At 75.6% G+C, this 15,807-nt stretch carries 15 protein-coding genes; 11 read left to right on the forward strand and 4 right to left on the reverse strand.

The window, feature by feature from the left end; genetic code table 11:
- Positions 1–30 precede the first annotated feature (30 nt).
- The 3 genes from FB380_RS22350 to selB are packed head-to-tail and all read left to right on the forward strand — an operon-like array spanning position 31 to position 4,241.
- Entirely contained in the window at positions 31–1,104 is a 1,074-nt protein-coding gene (locus tag FB380_RS22350) for an ABC transporter ATP-binding protein (protein WP_166757539.1), read from the forward strand.
- A gap of 60 nt (positions 1,105–1,164) precedes the next feature.
- A complete protein-coding gene (gene selA / locus FB380_RS22355; protein WP_166757540.1) occupies positions 1,165–2,475 on the forward strand; it encodes an L-seryl-tRNA(Sec) selenium transferase in 1,311 nt (436 codons plus the stop codon).
- The gene (gene selB / locus FB380_RS22360) at positions 2,472–4,241 is read left to right on the forward strand and encodes a selenocysteine-specific translation elongation factor (RefSeq protein WP_229682299.1); all 1,770 of its coding nucleotides are present in this window, start codon (positions 2,472–2,474) and stop codon (positions 4,239–4,241) included. The genes selA and selB overlap by 4 nt, the downstream gene beginning before the upstream one ends.
- A gap of 21 nt (positions 4,242–4,262) precedes the next feature.
- On the opposite strand, the gene FB380_RS22365 is transcribed toward selB, so the two are convergent.
- Positions 4,263–4,424, reverse strand: coding sequence for a hypothetical protein (locus FB380_RS22365; protein WP_166757541.1), 162 nt, complete (start codon positions 4,422–4,424; stop codon positions 4,263–4,265).
- A 285-nt stretch (positions 4,425–4,709) separates the two neighbouring features.
- Positions 4,710–5,495: an enoyl-CoA hydratase-related protein gene (locus FB380_RS22370; protein ID WP_166757542.1), complete on the reverse strand. Its 786-nt coding sequence runs from the start codon at positions 5,493–5,495 to the stop codon at positions 4,710–4,712.
- A gap of 39 nt (positions 5,496–5,534) precedes the next feature.
- Between FB380_RS22370 and hemW the strand changes: the two genes are divergently transcribed.
- Positions 5,535–6,767 carry a radical SAM family heme chaperone HemW gene (gene hemW / locus FB380_RS22375; protein WP_188959684.1) on the forward strand — a complete coding sequence of 411 codons (1,233 nt, stop codon included), beginning with the start codon at positions 5,535–5,537 and terminating at the stop codon, positions 6,765–6,767.
- 71 nt (positions 6,768–6,838) lie between these two features.
- Here hemW and recQ read toward each other — a convergent pair whose 3' ends face one another.
- A complete protein-coding gene (gene recQ, locus FB380_RS22380; protein WP_229682298.1) occupies positions 6,839–8,692 on the reverse strand; it encodes a DNA helicase RecQ in 1,854 nt (617 codons plus the stop codon).
- A 105-nt stretch (positions 8,693–8,797) separates the two neighbouring features.
- On the opposite strand from recQ, the gene FB380_RS22385 reads away from it, so the two are divergent.
- Genes FB380_RS22385 through FB380_RS25680 form a run of 4 tightly spaced genes read left to right on the forward strand, consistent with a single transcriptional unit; the run spans position 8,798 to position 12,197 of the window.
- The gene (locus FB380_RS22385) at positions 8,798–9,709 is read left to right on the forward strand and encodes an ATP-binding cassette domain-containing protein (RefSeq protein ID WP_166757543.1); all 912 of its coding nucleotides are present in this window, start codon (positions 8,798–8,800) and stop codon (positions 9,707–9,709) included.
- Complete coding sequence (locus tag FB380_RS22390; RefSeq protein ID WP_166757544.1) at positions 9,706–10,446, forward strand: ABC transporter permease; 741 nt, start codon at positions 9,706–9,708, stop codon at positions 10,444–10,446. Before FB380_RS22385 ends, FB380_RS22390 begins: the two co-directional genes overlap by 4 nt.
- A 36-nt stretch (positions 10,447–10,482) precedes the next feature.
- On the forward strand, positions 10,483–11,592 hold the full coding sequence (locus FB380_RS22395; protein WP_166757545.1) for a sensor histidine kinase: 1,110 nt from the start codon (positions 10,483–10,485) through the stop codon (positions 11,590–11,592).
- A complete protein-coding gene (locus FB380_RS25680; protein ID WP_166757546.1) occupies positions 11,589–12,197 on the forward strand; it encodes a response regulator transcription factor in 609 nt (202 codons plus the stop codon). The genes FB380_RS22395 and FB380_RS25680 overlap by 4 nt, the downstream gene beginning before the upstream one ends.
- Before the next feature lie 60 nt (positions 12,198–12,257).
- On the opposite strand, the gene FB380_RS26350 is transcribed toward FB380_RS25680, so the two are convergent.
- The gene (locus tag FB380_RS26350) at positions 12,258–12,803 is read right to left on the reverse strand and encodes a type II toxin-antitoxin system VapB family antitoxin (protein WP_425563407.1); all 546 of its coding nucleotides are present in this window, start codon (positions 12,801–12,803) and stop codon (positions 12,258–12,260) included.
- A gap of 37 nt (positions 12,804–12,840) precedes the next feature.
- On the opposite strand from FB380_RS26350, the gene hrcA reads away from it, so the two are divergent.
- Genes hrcA through FB380_RS22420 form a run of 3 tightly spaced genes read left to right on the forward strand, consistent with a single transcriptional unit; the run spans position 12,841 to position 15,771 of the window.
- On the forward strand, positions 12,841–13,863 hold the full coding sequence (hrcA, locus tag FB380_RS22410; protein WP_166757547.1) for a heat-inducible transcriptional repressor HrcA: 1,023 nt from the start codon (positions 12,841–12,843) through the stop codon (positions 13,861–13,863).
- A gap of 16 nt (positions 13,864–13,879) precedes the next feature.
- On the forward strand, positions 13,880–15,016 hold the full coding sequence (dnaJ, locus tag FB380_RS22415; RefSeq protein ID WP_166757548.1) for a molecular chaperone DnaJ: 1,137 nt from the start codon (positions 13,880–13,882) through the stop codon (positions 15,014–15,016).
- Positions 15,013–15,771 (forward strand): 16S rRNA (uracil(1498)-N(3))-methyltransferase, encoded by a 759-nt coding sequence (locus FB380_RS22420; RefSeq protein ID WP_166757549.1) that lies wholly within the window; start codon positions 15,013–15,015, stop codon positions 15,769–15,771. The genes dnaJ and FB380_RS22420 overlap by 4 nt, the downstream gene beginning before the upstream one ends.
- Positions 15,772–15,807 lie beyond the last annotated feature (36 nt).

Genomic DNA, 15,807 nt, shown 5'->3' on the forward strand with positions numbered 1-15,807 from the left:
ACCGGATCCACCACCACCAGGAGACGCCCGATGGCGACCGTCACCTTCGACCGAGCAACGTGTGCCTATGCCGGAGCCGACCGCCGGGCGGTCGACGAACTGGACCTGGAGGTGGCCGACGGCGAGTTCCTGGCGCTCGTGGGGCCCTCCGGGTGCGGCAAGTCGACGTCCCTGCGGATGCTCGCCGGGCTCGAGGACGTCACCGAGGGCGCGATCCGGATCGGCGGGCGCGACGTCACCGACGTGCCGCCGAAGGACCGGGACATCGCGATGGTGTTCCAGAACTACGCGCTCTACCCGCACATGACCGTGGGCGACAACATGGGCTTCGCGCTCAAGATCGCCGGTGTCGACAAGGCCGAGCGGGACAAGCGGGTCCGGGAGGCGGCGAAGCTGCTGGACCTGGAGCCCTACCTGGACCGCAAGCCGAAGGCCCTGTCCGGTGGTCAGCGGCAGCGGGTCGCGATGGGCCGGGCGATCGTCCGCTCCCCGCAGGTGTTCCTGATGGACGAGCCGCTGTCGAACCTGGACGCCAAGCTGCGGGTGCAGACGCGCACGCAGATCGCCTCGCTGCAGCGCCGGCTCGGGGTGACCACCGTCTACGTCACCCACGACCAGGTCGAGGCGATGACCATGGGCGACCGGGTCGCGGTGCTCAAGGACGGCGTCCTGCAGCAGTGCGACGCCCCGGGGGTGCTCTACGACCGCCCGGCCAACGTCTTCGTCGCCGGCTTCATCGGCTCCCCGGCGATGAACCTGTTCGAGCTGCCGGTGACCGACGGGGGAGTGCGCTTCGGTGACCTGGTCCTCCCGGTGCCGCGCGACGTGCTCGGCCAGGTCACCGGCGGCACGGTGACCCTCGGCGTGCGGCCGGAGGACCTCGCGCTCGCCGACCGGGGCGTCGCCGTCCAGGTCGACGTCGTCGAGGAGCTGGGCGCCGACGCCTACGTGTACGGACGGAGCGAGCAGGGCGGGGAGCAGCGTCCGATCACCGTGCGGGTCGACGGGCGGCGCCCGCCCCGGCGGGACTCGGTCGTCCACGTCGCGCCGCACCCGGACCGCGTGCACCTCTTCGGCGCCGACGGCGGGCGACTGGGGGCCTGAGCGCACGCTGCCCCGCCCGCGCCGGGCGGGGCAGCGCAGCCGTCCTAGGCTGGTGGCGAGATGACGACCGACCCCCGCCGCGCGGTGCCGCGGACCGACGCCGTGCTCGCCGAGCCCCAGGTCGCCGCCGCCGTCGCCCGGCTGGGGCGGGACCTGGTCAAGGCCGCGGTGCAGGCCGCCCAGCAGCGGGTCCGGGGCGGCGAGCTGGCCCCGGACGACGTCGTCCCGGCCGTGCTGGCCGGGTTGCCCGGCACCGCCGGCAGCCTGCACCCGGTGCTCAACGCCACCGGCGTGCTGGTGCACACGAACCTGGGCCGCGCCCCGCTGTCGGCCGCGGCCGTCGAGGCGGTGGCCGCCGCCAGCGGCACCACCGACGTCGAGCTGGACCTCCGGACCGGCCGACGCGGCCCGCGGGGAGAGGGCGCGCTGTCGGCGCTGCTGGCTGCCGTGCCCGCCGCGGAGGCCGCGCTGGTGGTCAACAACTGCGCCGCCGCCCTCGCGCTGGTGGCCACGGCGCTCGGCGGCGAGCTGGTCATCGCCCGCGGCGAGCTGGTCGAGATCGGCGACGGCTTCCGCATCCCCGACCTGCTGGTCAGCTCCGGTGCCCGGCTGCGCGAGGTCGGGACGACGAACCGGGTCTCGCTCGCCGACTACACCGACGCCCTCGGCCCGGACACCGGCGCGGTGCTCAAGGTGCACCCCTCCAACTTCGTCGTCCGCGGGTTCACCCGCTCCGCCGACGTCGCCGAGCTGGCGCCCGCACTGGCCGGCACCGGGGTGCCGCTGGTCGCCGACGTGGGCAGCGGGCTGCTCCGCCCGCACCCGCTGCTGCCCGACGAGCCGGACCTGCAGACGACGCTGGCCGCCGGCGCGGACCTGGTGCTCTCCAGCGGGGACAAGCTGCTCGGCGGGCCGCAGGCCGGCATCGTGCTCGGCCGGGCCGACCTGGTGCAGCGGCTCCGCCGGCACCCGCTCTACCGGGCACTGCGGGTGGACAAGACGACCCTCGCCGCGCTGGAGGCGACGCTGCGCGGGCCGGTGCCGCCGGTGCGCCGCATGCTCGACGCGGACCTCGGCGGCCTGCAGGCGCGGGCCGACGCGCTGGCCGAGGTGCTCCGGGCCGCCGGGGTGGCGGCGACGGCGGTGCCGGCCACCGCCCGGGTCGGTGGCGGGGGAGCCCCGGAGTTCGAGCTGCCCAGCGCGGCGGTGGCGGTGCCGCTGGCCTTCGCGGAGCCGCTGCGCGCCGCCAGCACCCCGGTGGTCGGCTACGCCGCCGGTGACCGCACCCTGCTGGACCTGCGGAGTCTCGCGCCCGAGGACGACGAGCGGCTGGCCGCGATGGTGCTGGAGGTGGCCCGCCGGTGGACGTGAGCGCAGCGGGCCCGACCGGCATGGACGTCGTCGCCACGGCCGGCCACGTCGACCACGGCAAGTCGACGCTGGTCACGGCGCTGACCGGGATGGAACCGGACCGGTGGGAGGAGGAGCGCCGGCGCGGGCTCACCATCGACCTCGGGTTCGCCTGGACGACGCTGCCCTCGGGGCGCCGGCTGGCGGTGGTCGACGTGCCCGGGCACGAGCGGTTCGTCGGCAACATGCTCGCCGGGGTGGGGTCGGTGCCCGCCGCGCTGGTCGTGGTCGCCGCCGACGACGGGTGGTCGGCGCAGACCGCCGAGCACGTCGCCGTCCTGGACGCCCTCGGGGTGCGGCACGGGTTGCTGGCGGTCACCAAGTCCGACCTCGCCGACCCGGCGCCGGTGCTCGCCGACGCCGCCGAGCGGCTGGCCGGGACGTCGCTGGGCCGGGTGCCGGCCGTGGCGGTCAGCGCCCGCGCCGGCACCGGGCTGCCGGAGCTGGCGGGCGCGCTGGAGCAGGTGCTGGCCGGGCTGCCCGCGCCCGACACGGGCGCGCCGGTGCGGCTGTGGATCGACCGGGCGTTCACCATCCGCGGCGCCGGCACCGTCGTGACCGGCACCCTGGCCGGCGGCACCGTGACCACCGGCGACCGCCTCGACCTCGGCGGGCGCGCGGTGACCGTGCGCGGGCTGCAGTCGCTGGGCGCGCCGGTCGAGACGGCGTCGGCCACGGCCCGGGTGGCGCTCAACCTGCGCGGCGTGGCGGTGGAGGAGCTCTCCCGCGGCGACGCGCTGCTGACCCCCGAGGCGTTCCGGCGCACCGCCGACCTCGACGTGACGCTGGTGCGGCCGGTCGAGGAGAAGCTGCCCGCGGAGCTGGTCGTGCACATCGGGTCCGCGACGGTCGCGGCGCGCGTGCGCCCGCTGGACGGGTCGGCGCTGCGGCTGCGGCTGGCCACCGAGCTGCCGTTGCGGGTGGGCGACCGGCTGCTGCTGCGCGACCCCGGTGCCCGCCGGGTGCACGGCGCCGAGGTGCGCGACGTGGACCCGCCGGAGCTGCGTCGTCGGGGTGCGGCCCGGACCCGCGCAGCCGAGCTCGCCGAGCAGCCGCTGGGTGAGGCCGGGGCGCGGGCGGACCTGCTCCGGCGGCGGTTCGTGCGCCGCGCGGACTTCGTCGCCATGGGGTGGCCGGTGCCCGCGGACGCCACGGCCGTCGGCTCCTGGCTCCTCGCCCCGGGGCTGGCCGACGAGCTGGCCGCCCGGGTGCCGCAGGTCGTGGCCCGCTACCGCCAGTTGCGCCCACTGGAGCCCGGCCCGCCGACCGCCGTCCTGCGGTCGGCGCTGGAGCTGCCCGACGTCGAGCTGGTACCCGCCCTCGTCCGCGAGCCCCTGGCGCTGCGGGACGGCCGGGTCGTCGCCGGCGCGGCGGCGCTGCCGCCGGCGGTGCAGCGCGCGGTGGACGACATCCGCGCCCGGCTGCTCCAGGAGCCGTTCGCCGCACCGGAGGCCGGTGACCTGGTGGCCGCGGGACTGGGGCCCCGGGAGCTGGCGGCGGCGGTGCGGGACGAGCAGCTGGTGCGGATCGCCGAGGGCATCTACCTGGCACCCGGCGTCGCCGAGCAGGCCCGCGGCCGGCTGGCGGCGCTCCCGCAGCCCTTCACGCTCAGCGAGGCGCGCAAGGCGTGGGGGACCACCCGCCGGGTCGCCGTCCCGCTGGCCGAGTACCTCGACGCCCGAGGGGTCACCGCCCGCCAGCCGGACAACACCCGCCGCCTGCGCTGACCCGGATCGGCGGTCGACCGCTCAGACCGGGCCGCCGCCGGATGCCAGTTGCCGCAGGTCGACGTGCGCCGGCGTCTCCACCGGCAGCGGGGGCTCGGCGTCGCGGACCTCGACGAACTGGTCCGGTGTCACCGGCTCCGGGAGCTGCCGGTACTGCGCTCGCGGGTCTGCCTGCTCGGTCACGGCCCCAGGGTGCGGCCGCGGAGCGCGGGGCGACAAGTGGTCTTCGCGCGCTAGTGCTCTGGCTGCACTGCTGCACCAGAGCACTAGCGACGGCGGTGCTGCACCAGGGCACGGGCGACGGCTCGGGTGCACCAGGGCACGGGCGACGGCTCGGGTGCACCAGGGCACGGGCAACGGCTCCGGTGCAGCAGGCACAGGCGCCGGCTCCGCTGCGCCGGACCGAACGCGTCGGCACGCCGCACCGGTACCGGGTGCCGGATGCGCGGTGCCCAGTGCGTGCTCGGGCTACTCGCCGGTCGGCACCCAGCGGGCGGGGCGCTTCTCGCGGAAGGCGGCGATGCCCTCCTGGCCCTCCTCGCCGGCGAAAAAGCGCGCCGACAGCTGCAGCAGCGCCGGGAACTGACCGGCCAGGTCGGTGCCCGAGCGCAGCAGCCGCTTCGTCTCGGCCAGCGCGGACGGTGCGCCCGCGGCCAGTGCGGTGACCTGCGCAGCGACGGTGGCATCGACCTCGTCGTCCGGGACGGCCAGGTCGACCAGCCCGCCGGCCGCGGCGGTCGCGGCGTCGAAGACCTCACCGGTGAGCATCAGCCGGTGGACGACGTGCGGGAGCATCCGCGGCCGGCACACCGCGGAGATGACCGCCGGGACGACGCCGATCCGCACCTCGGTGAACGCGAAGCTGGCGCCGGCGCCGGCCACCACGACGTCGCAGGCCGCGGCCAGCCCCACCCCGCCCGCGCGGGCCGGTCCGCGGACGGCGGCGAGCACGGGCTTGGGCGCGTTCCAGATCAGCTGCAGCAGCTCGGGGAACTCGTTGACGCCCTGGTCGGCGGCGGCGCCCCCGGTCGCCTCGGCGAGGTCCATGCCCGAGCAGAACACCCGGCCGGTGTGGTCGAGCACCACCACCCGCACTGCCTCGTCGGCGAAGGCCTCGGTGAGGGCGGCACGGAGCTGGGCGCGCATGGCGCGGGAGAGGGCGTTCCGGTTGGCGGGGGAGTCGAGGGTCAGCCGGGCCACGCCGGCGGACACGTCGACGGAGAGCACGCGGTCGTCATTGGTCGCGGAGGTCACGACGCCATCTTGCCGGGGGCGGTCACACTGGGAGCAGCGATGACCACGACCCTCCCCCTCCTCGGCCAGACCCCGGCACTCCCCGCGGGCCCCTCGATGCTCCCGGCGTCGGCCCGGAACGGCCTGCCGACGACGCCCTTCGGCCTCTACGTGCACGTGCCGTTCTGCGCGACCCGCTGCGGCTACTGCGACTTCAACACCTACACCTCCGACGAGCTGGGCCCGGGCGCCAACCGCAGCGAGTACGCCGGCACCGCGATCGCCGAGCTGCGGCTGGCCGCGCAGGTGCTGGGCCCCGACCGGCCGGCGGTGCAGACCGTGTTCGTCGGCGGCGGCACCCCGACGCTGCTGCCGGCGCAGGACCTGGTGGCCGTCATGGACGCCGTCCGTGAGCTCTTCCCGGTGGCACCCGACGTCGAGGTGACCACCGAGGCCAACCCCGAATCGGTGACGCCGGAGTCGCTGGCCACCCTGCGGGCCGGTGGCTTCACCCGGATCAGTCTGGGCATGCAGTCCGCCGCCGAGCACGTGCTCGCCGTGCTGGACCGCCGGCACACCCCCGGCCGGGCGGTGCAGGCCGCGCACGAGGCCCGGGCAGCCGGCTTCGAGCACGTGAACCTGGACCTGATCTACGGCGCGCCGGGGGAGACCGACGCCGACTGGCAGGCCTCGCTCGACGCCGTCCTGGCCGCGCCGGTCGACCACGTCAGCGCCTACGCGTTGATCGTCGAGCAGGGCACCCGGCTGGCCCGGCGGGTCGCCCGGGGCGAGCTGCCGATGCCGGACGACGACGTGCTGGCCGACCGCTACGAGATGGCCGACCGTGCGTTCGGCGCTGCCGGGCTGGGCTGGTACGAGGTGTCGAACTGGGCGCACGACCGGGCGGCCCGGTGCCGGCACAACGAGCTGTACTGGGCCAACGCCAACTGGTGGGGGATCGGGCCCGGTGCGCACTCGCACGTCGGCGGGCTGCGCTGGTGGAACGTCAAGCACCCGGCCGCCTACGCCGACCGGATCGCCGCCGGCCTGCACCCCGCCGCCGACAGCGAGCTGCTGACCCCGGAGGACCAGGCCCTGGAGACGGTGATGCTGGGCCTGCGGCTGCGCGACGGGCTGCCGCTGACCGCGCTCAGCGCGGCGGGGCGGGCGCGGGCCGCGGAGTCAGTCGTCCGCGGGCTGCTCGCGGCGGAGCCGCACGAGGCAGGGCTCGCCGTCCTCACCGACCGCGGCCGGCTGCTCGCCGACGCGGTCGTCCGCGACCTGACCGACTGAGGAAGGACCCCCTCGCCCCCCTGCGAGGGGGCCGGGCAGCGGCGCCCGTAGCGGGGCCGGGAGACCGGGTGTCAGCCGTGGAGAGCGGCGAGCAACTGCTCGCCGTAGCGCTCCAGCTTGGCCGCGCCGACCCCACTGACGGTGCCCAGCGCGGCCACGGTGGTGGGTTCCTCGGTGGCGATCTGCCGCAGCGTCGCGTCGTGGAAGACCACGTAGGCGGGCACGCCCTGCTCCTTGGCGGTGGCGGCCCGCCAGGCCCGCAGCCGCTCGAACGCCGGGGTGGCCGAGGCAGGCAGCTCGGGTGCGGTGGCCCGGTCGCCCCGGGCGCGGGCGGCCCGGGCCGGGCGCTCGGGCTCGCGCCGCATCAGCACCTCACGCTCCCGGCGCAGCACCGGCCCGCTCGCCTCGTTGAGCGCCAGCGTGCCGTACTCGCCCTGCACCGCCAGCAGCCCCTGCGCCAGCAGCTGGCGGACGACGCCGCGCCACTGCCCCTCGGAGAGGTCGGTGCCGATGCCGAAGACGGTGAGCTCGTCGTGCGCGTGCTGGGCGACCTTGTCGGTGCGCCTGCCCAGCAGGATGTCGATGGACTGCCCCGCGCCGAAGGACTGCCCGCGCTCGCGCTGCAGCCGCAGCACCGTGGACAGCAGCATCTGCGCCGGGATCGTGGCGTCCCAGGACTCCGGGGGGCTCAGGCAGGTGTCGCAGTTCCCGCAGGGCGCGCTCTCCTGGCCGAAGTGGGCCAGCAACCGCACCCGCCGGCACTCGACCGTCTCGCAGAGCGCCAGCATGGCGTCGAGCTGGCCGGAGAGCAGGCGCCGGTGCGCGAGGTCGCCGTCCGAGCCCTCGATCATCTTGCGCTGCTGGACGACGTCGGCCAGGCCGTAGGCGAGCCAGGCCGTCGAGGGCAGCCCGTCGCGGCCGGCGCGGCCGGTCTCCTGGTAGTAGCCCTCGACCGACTTGGGCAGGTCGAGGTGGGCCACGAAGCGGACGTCGGGCTTGTCGATGCCCATGCCGAACGCGATGGTCGCGACCATCACCAGCCCGTCCTCGCGCAGGAACCGGGACTGGTGGTCCGCGCGGGTCCGGGCGTCGAGCCCGGCGTGGTACGGCAGGGCCGGGACGCCGTTGCGGACCAGGAACTCGGCGGTCGTCTCGACCGAGGCGCGGGACAGGCAGTAGACGATGCCGGCGTCCCCGGGGTGCTCGGTGCGCAGCAGGTCCAGCAGCTGCTTGCGGGGCTCGTTCTTCGGTGCGATCCGGTACTGGATGTTCGGCCGGTCGAACCCGGCGACCACGTGCAGCGCGTCGTCCAGCTGCAGCCGGGTGCTGATCTCGGCGTGGGTGGCGGGCGTGGCCGTCGCCGTCAGCGCGATCCGGGGGACGTCGGGCCAGCGCTCGTGCAGCATCGACAGGGCCAGGTAGTCGGGCCGGAAGTCGTGCCCCCACTGCGCGACGCAGTGTGCCTCGTCGATGGCGAACAGGGCGATCCGGCCGCGTTCCAGCAACCGCGCGGTCGGTGAGGCGCCGCCGCCCAGTGACTCCGGCGCCACGTACAGCAGGTCGAGCTCCCCGGCGAGGAAGGCCTCCTCGACGTCCCGGCGCTCGGCCCGGTCCTGGCTGGAGTTGAGGAACCCGGCGCGCACGCCCAGGGCGCGCAACGTGTCAACCTGGTCCTGCATCAGCGCGATCAGCGGGGAGACCACGACGCCGACGCCCTCGCGCAGCAGCGCCGGCACCTGGTAGCACAGCGACTTCCCGCCGCCGGTCGGCATCAGCACCAGCGCGTCACCGCCGGCGACGACGTGGTCGACCACCTCGCGCTGCGGTCCACGGAAGGCGTCGTAGCCGAACACCCGACCGAGCACCTCGAGCGCACGGTCCGCGGTCACGGCGTCCTCGAGCGGGGGAGCCTCGGTCACGTCCACATCGCGAGGGTAGGCGGGCCGGGGGCGGCCGTCTGACATCTGTCAGGAGGTGTGGACGACGTCTCGCACTCCCGCCGGGACCCCGGGGAGGGCCACGCTCGAGGCATGCCCGAGACCCCCGCCCTCGCGATCGAGGGGCTGACCGTCCGCTACGGCCAGACGCTCGCCGTCGACGCGCTCGACCTGCGCATCGACCGCGGTGAGACCGTCGCCCTGCTCGGCTCCAACGGAGCCGGGAAGTCCTCCGTCGTCAACGCCGCGCTGGGCCTCTTCCGCCCGGCCGCCGGGACGGTCCGGCTGCTCGGCCGCGAGCCGGCCGCCGCGCTGCAGGCCGGCGGCGTCGGCGCGATGCTGCAGCACGGCGGGCTGCCCAGCGAGGCGCGCGTCGGTGAGGTGCTCGCGCTGGTGCGCCGCCGCTACGCCGACCCCTGGCCGCTGGCGGACCTCGCCGCCACCGCCGGCATCGCCGGGCTGCTCGACCGGGGGGTCGACGCGCTCTCCGGCGGGCAGCGCCAGCGGGTGCTGCTCGCCCTCGCCCTGGCCGGCGCACCGCCGTTGCTGCTGCTGGACGAGCCGACCTCCGCGATGGACGTCAAGGGCCGGCAGGCCTTCTGGACGACGATGCGCGGGCTGGCCGACCGCGGGCACACCGTCGTCTTCGCCACCCACCACCTGGACGAGGCCGACGCGGTCGCCGACCGGGTCGTGGTGGTGGCCGGCGGACGGGTCCTCGCCGACGGGACGGCGGCGAAGATCAAGTCCCGCATCGCCGGGCGCACCGTCCGGTTCCGCTGCCCCGGCCCGCGGGACGGGCTGGCCGCGATGCCCGGCGTGACCGGGATCGGCGGGGAGGGCGACCTGGTGGAGCTCAACACCACCGACGCCGAGGCCACCCTGCGCGCGTTGCTGGCCAGCCGCACCGGGCTGCCCGACCTGGAGGTGCGCGGCGCCAGCCTCGAACAGGCCTTCCTGCACCTCACCTCCGACCTGACGACCGCGAACGGAGCGCTCCGATGACCGATCTGCTGTTCTTCCAGCTCCGCCGGGTGGGGCGCAACCGGCAGTACCTCTTCTTCACCGTGCTGCTGCCGGCGTTGTTCACCGTCTTCTTCACCAAGGTCATCGGTGGGCAGGCAGGGGCGACCGACTACCAGGACGTCGCCGGCTCGGTGCTGGTCTCGATGATGGCCTACGGCGCGATCGGTGCGGCGCTGGGCGCGACGATCCGGATGGCCTTCGACCGCTCCTCCGGCTGGCTGCGGCAGCTGCGGGTGACCCCGGTGCCGACCGGCTCGGTGTTCGCCGTCGACGTCGTGGTCGGTGCCCTGCTGGTGCTGCCCAGCCTCGTCGTCGTGGCCCTGGTCGGCCGGTTCGTCAACGGCGTCGACCTCGGCCTGGGCACCTGGCTGGCGCTGGTCGGGTCACTGTGGGCCGGGGCGGTGGTGTTCGTCGCCCTCGGCGTGGCGGTGGGGCTGGCGCTGGACGCCCAGGCCGCGGGGGCGGCCATCGGCATCCTGGGCACGGTGCTCGCCGCGCTGGGTGGGCTCTGGTTCCCGGTCGAGCTCTTCCCGGCGGGCATGGCCACGGTGGCCCGCACCCTGCCGTCGTACTGGTTCGCCGAGCTGGGCCGGGACGTCGCGGCGGGCACGTTCGCCGGCACCCCGGTGCTCGTGCTCGCGGGGTACGGCGTCCTGTTCGCCGCCGCGGCGCTGGCCGTCGCCCGGCGGCGCCCGCTGCACGCGGTGGCGGGCTGAGCTGTGGCGTGGCTGCGGGGCGCTACGGTCCGTCCGGTGAACCGGTCCAGCTGGTGGGGTCAGGCCATCTGGGCGGTGCCGTGGCTGCTGTTCCAGTACTTCCCGATCGCCGACCTGGTGACCACCGACCGCCCGGCACCGGCCCGCTGGGTCGGCTGGCTGGGGTTGATCGCCTTCACCGTCGTCTACCTGCGGGTGATCGGCCGGCTCGGCCGGCCCCGGGCGCTGCGGCCGGACTTCGTGGTGATGACCTCGCTGGCCGTCGCCCTCGTCGTCGGGTTCGGCGCCAGTTGGGCCGGACTGATGATCTACGTGTCGGCCGCGGCCGCCGCCGCGCTGCCGTGGCGCTGGGTGTGGCCGGCGGTGATCGCCGCGGCGCTGCTCTGCCTCGCGGTGATCCTCGCCGACGAGGTCTCCGGGCAGCTGTTCCTGCCGCCGCTCTGCCTGCTCACCGCGTTCGGCATCCGGGGCACCGGTTACCTGATCACCGTGAACCGGGAGCTGCAGGAGGCCCGCGAGGAGCTGGCCCGCAACGCGGTCACCGAGGAGCGGTTGCGCTTCGCCCGCGACCTGCACGACCTGCTCGGCCACTCGCTGTCCCTCATCGCGCTCAAGAGCGAGCTGGCCCGCCGGCTGGCCGAGGCCGACCCGGCGCGCGCGGCGGCGGAGATGGCCGACGTCGAGGAGGCCGCCCGCCGGGCGCTGGCCGAGGTGCGCGACGCGGTCAGCGGCTACCGGCAGGTCACCTGCGCGCAGGCGCTCGCCGAGGCGCGCTCCGCGCTGACCGGGGCCGGGATCGACGTCCGGCTGCCCGACCGGGTGCCCGCGCTGCCCGGCACGGTCGACGCGGCACTGGGCTGGGTGGTGCGCGAGGCGACGACGAACGTGCTGCGGCACAGCCGGGCCGGCACGGTGACGGTCGACCTGGCCGAGGACGGGGTGCGCGCGGTGCTGACGGTGACCGACGACGGCCGGGGCGCGCACGACCCGGTCACCGTGCTGGGCACGACGCCGGGGTCGGGGCTGGCCGGGCTGCGGGAGCGGGTCGGCGCGCTGGGCGGTGACCTGGTCGCGGGCCCGGTGGACGGCGGTGGGTACCGGCTGCAGGCCACGGTGCCGCTGCTGCCCGTGTCGGTGACCGCATGACGATCCGGGTGCTGCTGGCCGAGGACCAGGCGCTGGTGCGGGGTGCGCTGCGGGCGCTGCTGGACCTGGAGGAGGACATCGAGGTGGTCGCCGAGGTGGGTCGCGGCGACGAGGTGCTCGAGGCCGCGCGCGGGTGCCGGCCCGACGTGGCGCTGCTGGACATCGAGATGCCGGGGCAGGACGGGCTCGAGGCGGCCCGGGAGCTGGCCGCCGAGCTGCCGGAGGTGCGCGCCGTCGTCCTCACCACCTTCGGCCGGCCGGGGTTCCTGCGCCGGGCGATGGAGGTCGGCGCCGCCGGCTTCCTGGTCAAGGACTCACCGGTGGCCGAGCTGGCCCGCGGCATCCGGGCGGTGATGGCCGGGGAGCGGGTGATCGACCGCGACCTGGCTGCCGCGGCGCTGGCGATCGGCGCGACACCGCTCTCGGGCCGGGAGGCCGACGTGCTGCGGGCGGCGGCCGACGGGGCGACCGTCGCCGACATCGCCGGGCGGCTGTACCTGAGCGAGGGGACGGTGCGGAACTACCTGTCCTCGGCGATCGGCAAGACCGGGGCGCGGACCCGGGTGGAGGCGGCCCGGGTGGCGGAGGAGAAGGGCTGGCTCTAGGAGGACCCCCTCGCCCCCCACCTCTCGCTCCGCTCGGGGCGGGCCCCGGCGAGGGGGCCGTCAGCGCGCGCTGGCGGTGGTGTCCTGGTCGGCGGCGGGCATCAGCGAGTCGAGGTCGAGCACCCGGACGTGGATGACGTTGCGCTGCTGCAGGGCGGCGCGCAGGGCCCGGTGCAGGCCGTCCTCCAGGTACGTCTCCCCGTGCCACTGGACCGCGTGCGGGAACAGGTCGCCGAAGAAGGTCGAGTCGTCGGCGAGCAGCGTGTCGAGGGCCAGCTCACGCTTGGTGGTGACGAGGGTGTCCATCCGGATCTGCCGGGGCGGGATCATCGCCCAGTCGCGGGTGGAGAAGCCGTGGTCGGGATAGGGGCGTCCGTCGCGCACCGCCTTGAAGATCAGGGCTGAGCCTCCCGCTCCCCGGCCCCCCGGTGGGGTCGTCGACGACAGCCACCCTAGTGGGGTCCGGAGGTGGTCGCCGACGCCCGGCGTGCCGGGATCGTTCCCATCCGGGAGGGTCGCGCCACGAGCCGGAGGACGGCGGCGGAGCGCGGTCGTATGCTGGCACTCGGTCCGCGCGAGTGCCAGGCACCTGCCCTGGGCAGCCACCGCCGACCACGTCGAACCGGTACGGGAGGTGTCAGCCGTGGCGCACGACGACCGGCGCCTGCGGGTGCTGCGGGCGATCGTCCAGGACTACGTCTCCACCAACGACCCGGTGGGGAGCAAGGCGCTGGCCGCCCGGTACGACCTCGGGGTGAGTCCGGCCACGATCCGCAACGACATGGCGGTGCTGGAGGAGGAGGGCTACATCACCCAGCCGCACACCAGTGCCGGCCGGGTGCCCACCGACAAGGGCTACCGCTTCTTCGTCGACCGGCTCAGCGCGATCAAGCCGCTGTCGGCCGCCGAGCGCAAGGCGATCGAGAAGTTCCTCGACGGCGCGGTCGACCTGCACGACGTGCTCGGCCGCAGCGTCCGGCTGCTGGCCCAGCTGACCCGCCAGGTGGCCGTCGTCCAGTACCCGACGCTGGCGCGCAGCGCCGTCCGGCACCTGGAGCTCGTGCCGCTGTCGACGTCCCGGCTGCTGATGGTGCTGATCACCGACACCGGCCGGGTCGAGCAGCGCGTGGTGGAGGTGCCGGTCGACACCGAGGCCGACACGGTCGCCGAGCTGCGTGCACTGCTCAACGCCGCGTTCACCGGCGCGAAGCTGGCCGAGGCCAGCGACAAGGTCGGCGACCTGGTCGACAGCTCCGCCCCGCACCTGCGCCCGCTGGTCGCCGCGGTCAGCGCCACCCTGCTGGAGACCCTGGTCGAGCCCTCGGAGGACCGGCTGGTCATCGGCGGGACGGCGAACCTCGCGCAGGGCAGCGCGCTGGACTTCCCCGGCACCGTCCGGCCGTTGCTGGAGGCGTTGGAAGAACAGGTGGTCGTCCTGCGGTTGATGGCCGAGGTGGGCCCCAGCACGGTGACGGTGAGCATCGGCGAGGAGAACGAGCACGAGGCGCTGACCGCCGCGTCGTTCGTCTCCGTGGGGTACGGGTCCGGCGACCAGGCGCTCGGTGGCCTGGGTGTCGTCGGCCCCACCCGGATGGACTACGCAGGGAACATCGCCGCGGTACGAGCCGTGGCCCGCTACGTCGGCCATCTGCTGGCCGAGAGCTGAGGACTGAGAACGCTTCATGGCAACCGACTACTACGGCGTGCTGGGCCTTGCCCAGGGAGCCAGCGACACCGAGATCAAGCGCGCCTACCGCCGGATGGCCCGCGACCTCCACCCCGACGTCAACCCCGACCCGGGCGCGAAGGAGAAGTTCGGCGAGGTCAGCCGGGCCTACGAGGCGCTGACCGACCCGGAGAAGCGGCGGATCATCGACCTGGGCGGTGACCCCTACGACACCAACGGCGGTCGCGGTGGGAGCCCGTTCGGCAACGCCGCCGGCTTCGGCGGGCTCGGCGACATCATGGACGCCTTCTTCGGCGGGGGTGCCGCCCGCGGGCCGCGTGGCCGCACCCGTGAGGGCGAGGACGCGCTGATCCGGGTCGACCTGGACCTCGACGAGACCGTCTTCGGCACCACGACCGAGGTCACCGTCGACACCGCCGTGCTCTGCGACGCCTGCACCGGTGCCGGCACCGCGCCGGGCACCCACCCGGAGACCTGCTCCACCTGCAACGGCCGCGGCGAGGTGCAGAGCGTGCAGCGCTCCTTCCTCGGTCAGGTCATCGCCAGCCGCCCGTGCCCCACCTGCCAGGCCACCGGCCAGGTCATCCCGCACCCGTGCCCCAAGTGCGCCGGTGACGGGCGGGTGCGCTCCCGCCGCACGATCCCCGTCAAGGTCCCGGCCGGCGTCGAGGACGGCATGCGGATCCGGCTCGCCGGCTACGGCGAGGTCGGCCCCGGTGGTGGCCCCGCCGGCGACCTCTACGTCGAGGTCCGCGAGCGCCCGCACGACGTCTTCACCCGCGACGGCGAGGACCTGCACTGCCGGGTCACACTGCCGATGACCGCGGCCGCGCTGGGCACCACGCTGAAGCTGGAGACCCTCGACGGCAACGAGGACCTGTCGATCAAGGCCGGCACCCAGTCCGGCACCGTGCTCACCCTGCGCGCCCACGGCGCCCCGCGGCTGCGCGGCACCGGCCGGGGCAACCTGCTCGTGCACCTGGACGTGCAGACGCCCACCCGGGTCGACGGCCGGCAGGCCGAGCTGCTGCGCGAGCTCGCCGGGCTCCGCGGCGAGGACCTCAGCGACGGCAACAGCGCGAACCACGGCGGCCTGTTCACCCGGGTGCGCGACGCCTTCAACGGCCGATGAGCGAGGCCCCGGACGCACTCGCGGCCGACGGCGCCCCGCTCTTCCTGCTCGACGAGGTGCCCGGCGGCGACGTCCTGACCGTGGACGGCGCCGAGGGCCGGCACGCCGTCGACGTGCTGCGGCTCGGGGCCGGTGAGCGGGTCCGGGTGGGCGACGGCAAGGGGCTGCTGGTCGAGGGCTCCGTGCTCGCCGCCGAGGGGTCGGCGCTGCGGGTGCAGGTGCTCGCCCGGCACGAGGTGCCCGCGCCGCAGCCGGAGTTCGTGCTGGTGCAGGCGCTGCCCAAGGGTGACCGGGGCCCGCTCGCCGTCGACCTGGCCACCGAGCTGGGCGTCGACCGGATCGTGCCGTGGACCGCGGCCCGCTGCGTCACCCGGTGGCGGGAGGACCGGGTCGACAAGGGCCTGGCCAAGTGGCGCTCGGCCGCGCGGGCCGCGACCAAGCAGGCCCGCCGGCCGCGGGTGCCCGAGGTGACCGCGCCGATGAGCACCCGGCAGGTGTGCGGGATGCTCGCCGACGTCGACCTGGCCCTGGTGCTGCACGAGCAGGCCCGCCAGCCGTTCGCGAAGCTCGACGTGCCGTCCACCGGCACGGTCGCGGTGATCGTCGGCCCCGAGGGCGGGCTGACCGACGGCGAGGTGGTCGCCTTCCGGGCGGCCGGCGCGCACTCGGTCCGGCTGGGGCCCGAGGTCCTGCGGACGTCGACCGCCGGCGCCGCCGCCCTCGCCGCGCTGTCCGCCCGCACCCGCTGGGCCTGACGGCACGCCGAGTGCGCAGTTGAGGTCGTCGACACG

The organism is Modestobacter marinus, from assembly GCF_011758655.1.
Classification (GTDB): Bacteria; Actinomycetota; Actinomycetes; order Mycobacteriales; family Geodermatophilaceae; genus Modestobacter; species Modestobacter marinus.

Bases quoted from the DNA above. Each gene is read 5' to 3' on its own strand.
- FB380_RS22350 (WP_166757539.1), top strand. From the start codon at position 31: ATGGCGACCGTCACCTTCGACCGAGCAACGTGTGCCTATGCCGGAGCC.
- selA (WP_166757540.1), top strand. From the start codon at position 1,165: ATGACGACCGACCCCCGCCGCGCGGTGCCGCGGACCGACGCCGTGCTC.
- hemW (WP_188959684.1), top strand. From the start codon at position 5,535: ATGACCACGACCCTCCCCCTCCTCGGCCAGACCCCGGCACTCCCCGCG.
- FB380_RS22385 (WP_166757543.1), top strand. From the start codon at position 8,798: ATGCCCGAGACCCCCGCCCTCGCGATCGAGGGGCTGACCGTCCGCTAC.
- FB380_RS22390 (WP_166757544.1), top strand. From the start codon at position 9,706: ATGACCGATCTGCTGTTCTTCCAGCTCCGCCGGGTGGGGCGCAACCGG.
- FB380_RS25680 (WP_166757546.1), top strand. From the start codon at position 11,589: ATGACGATCCGGGTGCTGCTGGCCGAGGACCAGGCGCTGGTGCGGGGT.
- dnaJ (WP_166757548.1), top strand. From the start codon at position 13,880: ATGGCAACCGACTACTACGGCGTGCTGGGCCTTGCCCAGGGAGCCAGC.
- FB380_RS22420 (WP_166757549.1), top strand. From the start codon at position 15,013: ATGAGCGAGGCCCCGGACGCACTCGCGGCCGACGGCGCCCCGCTCTTC.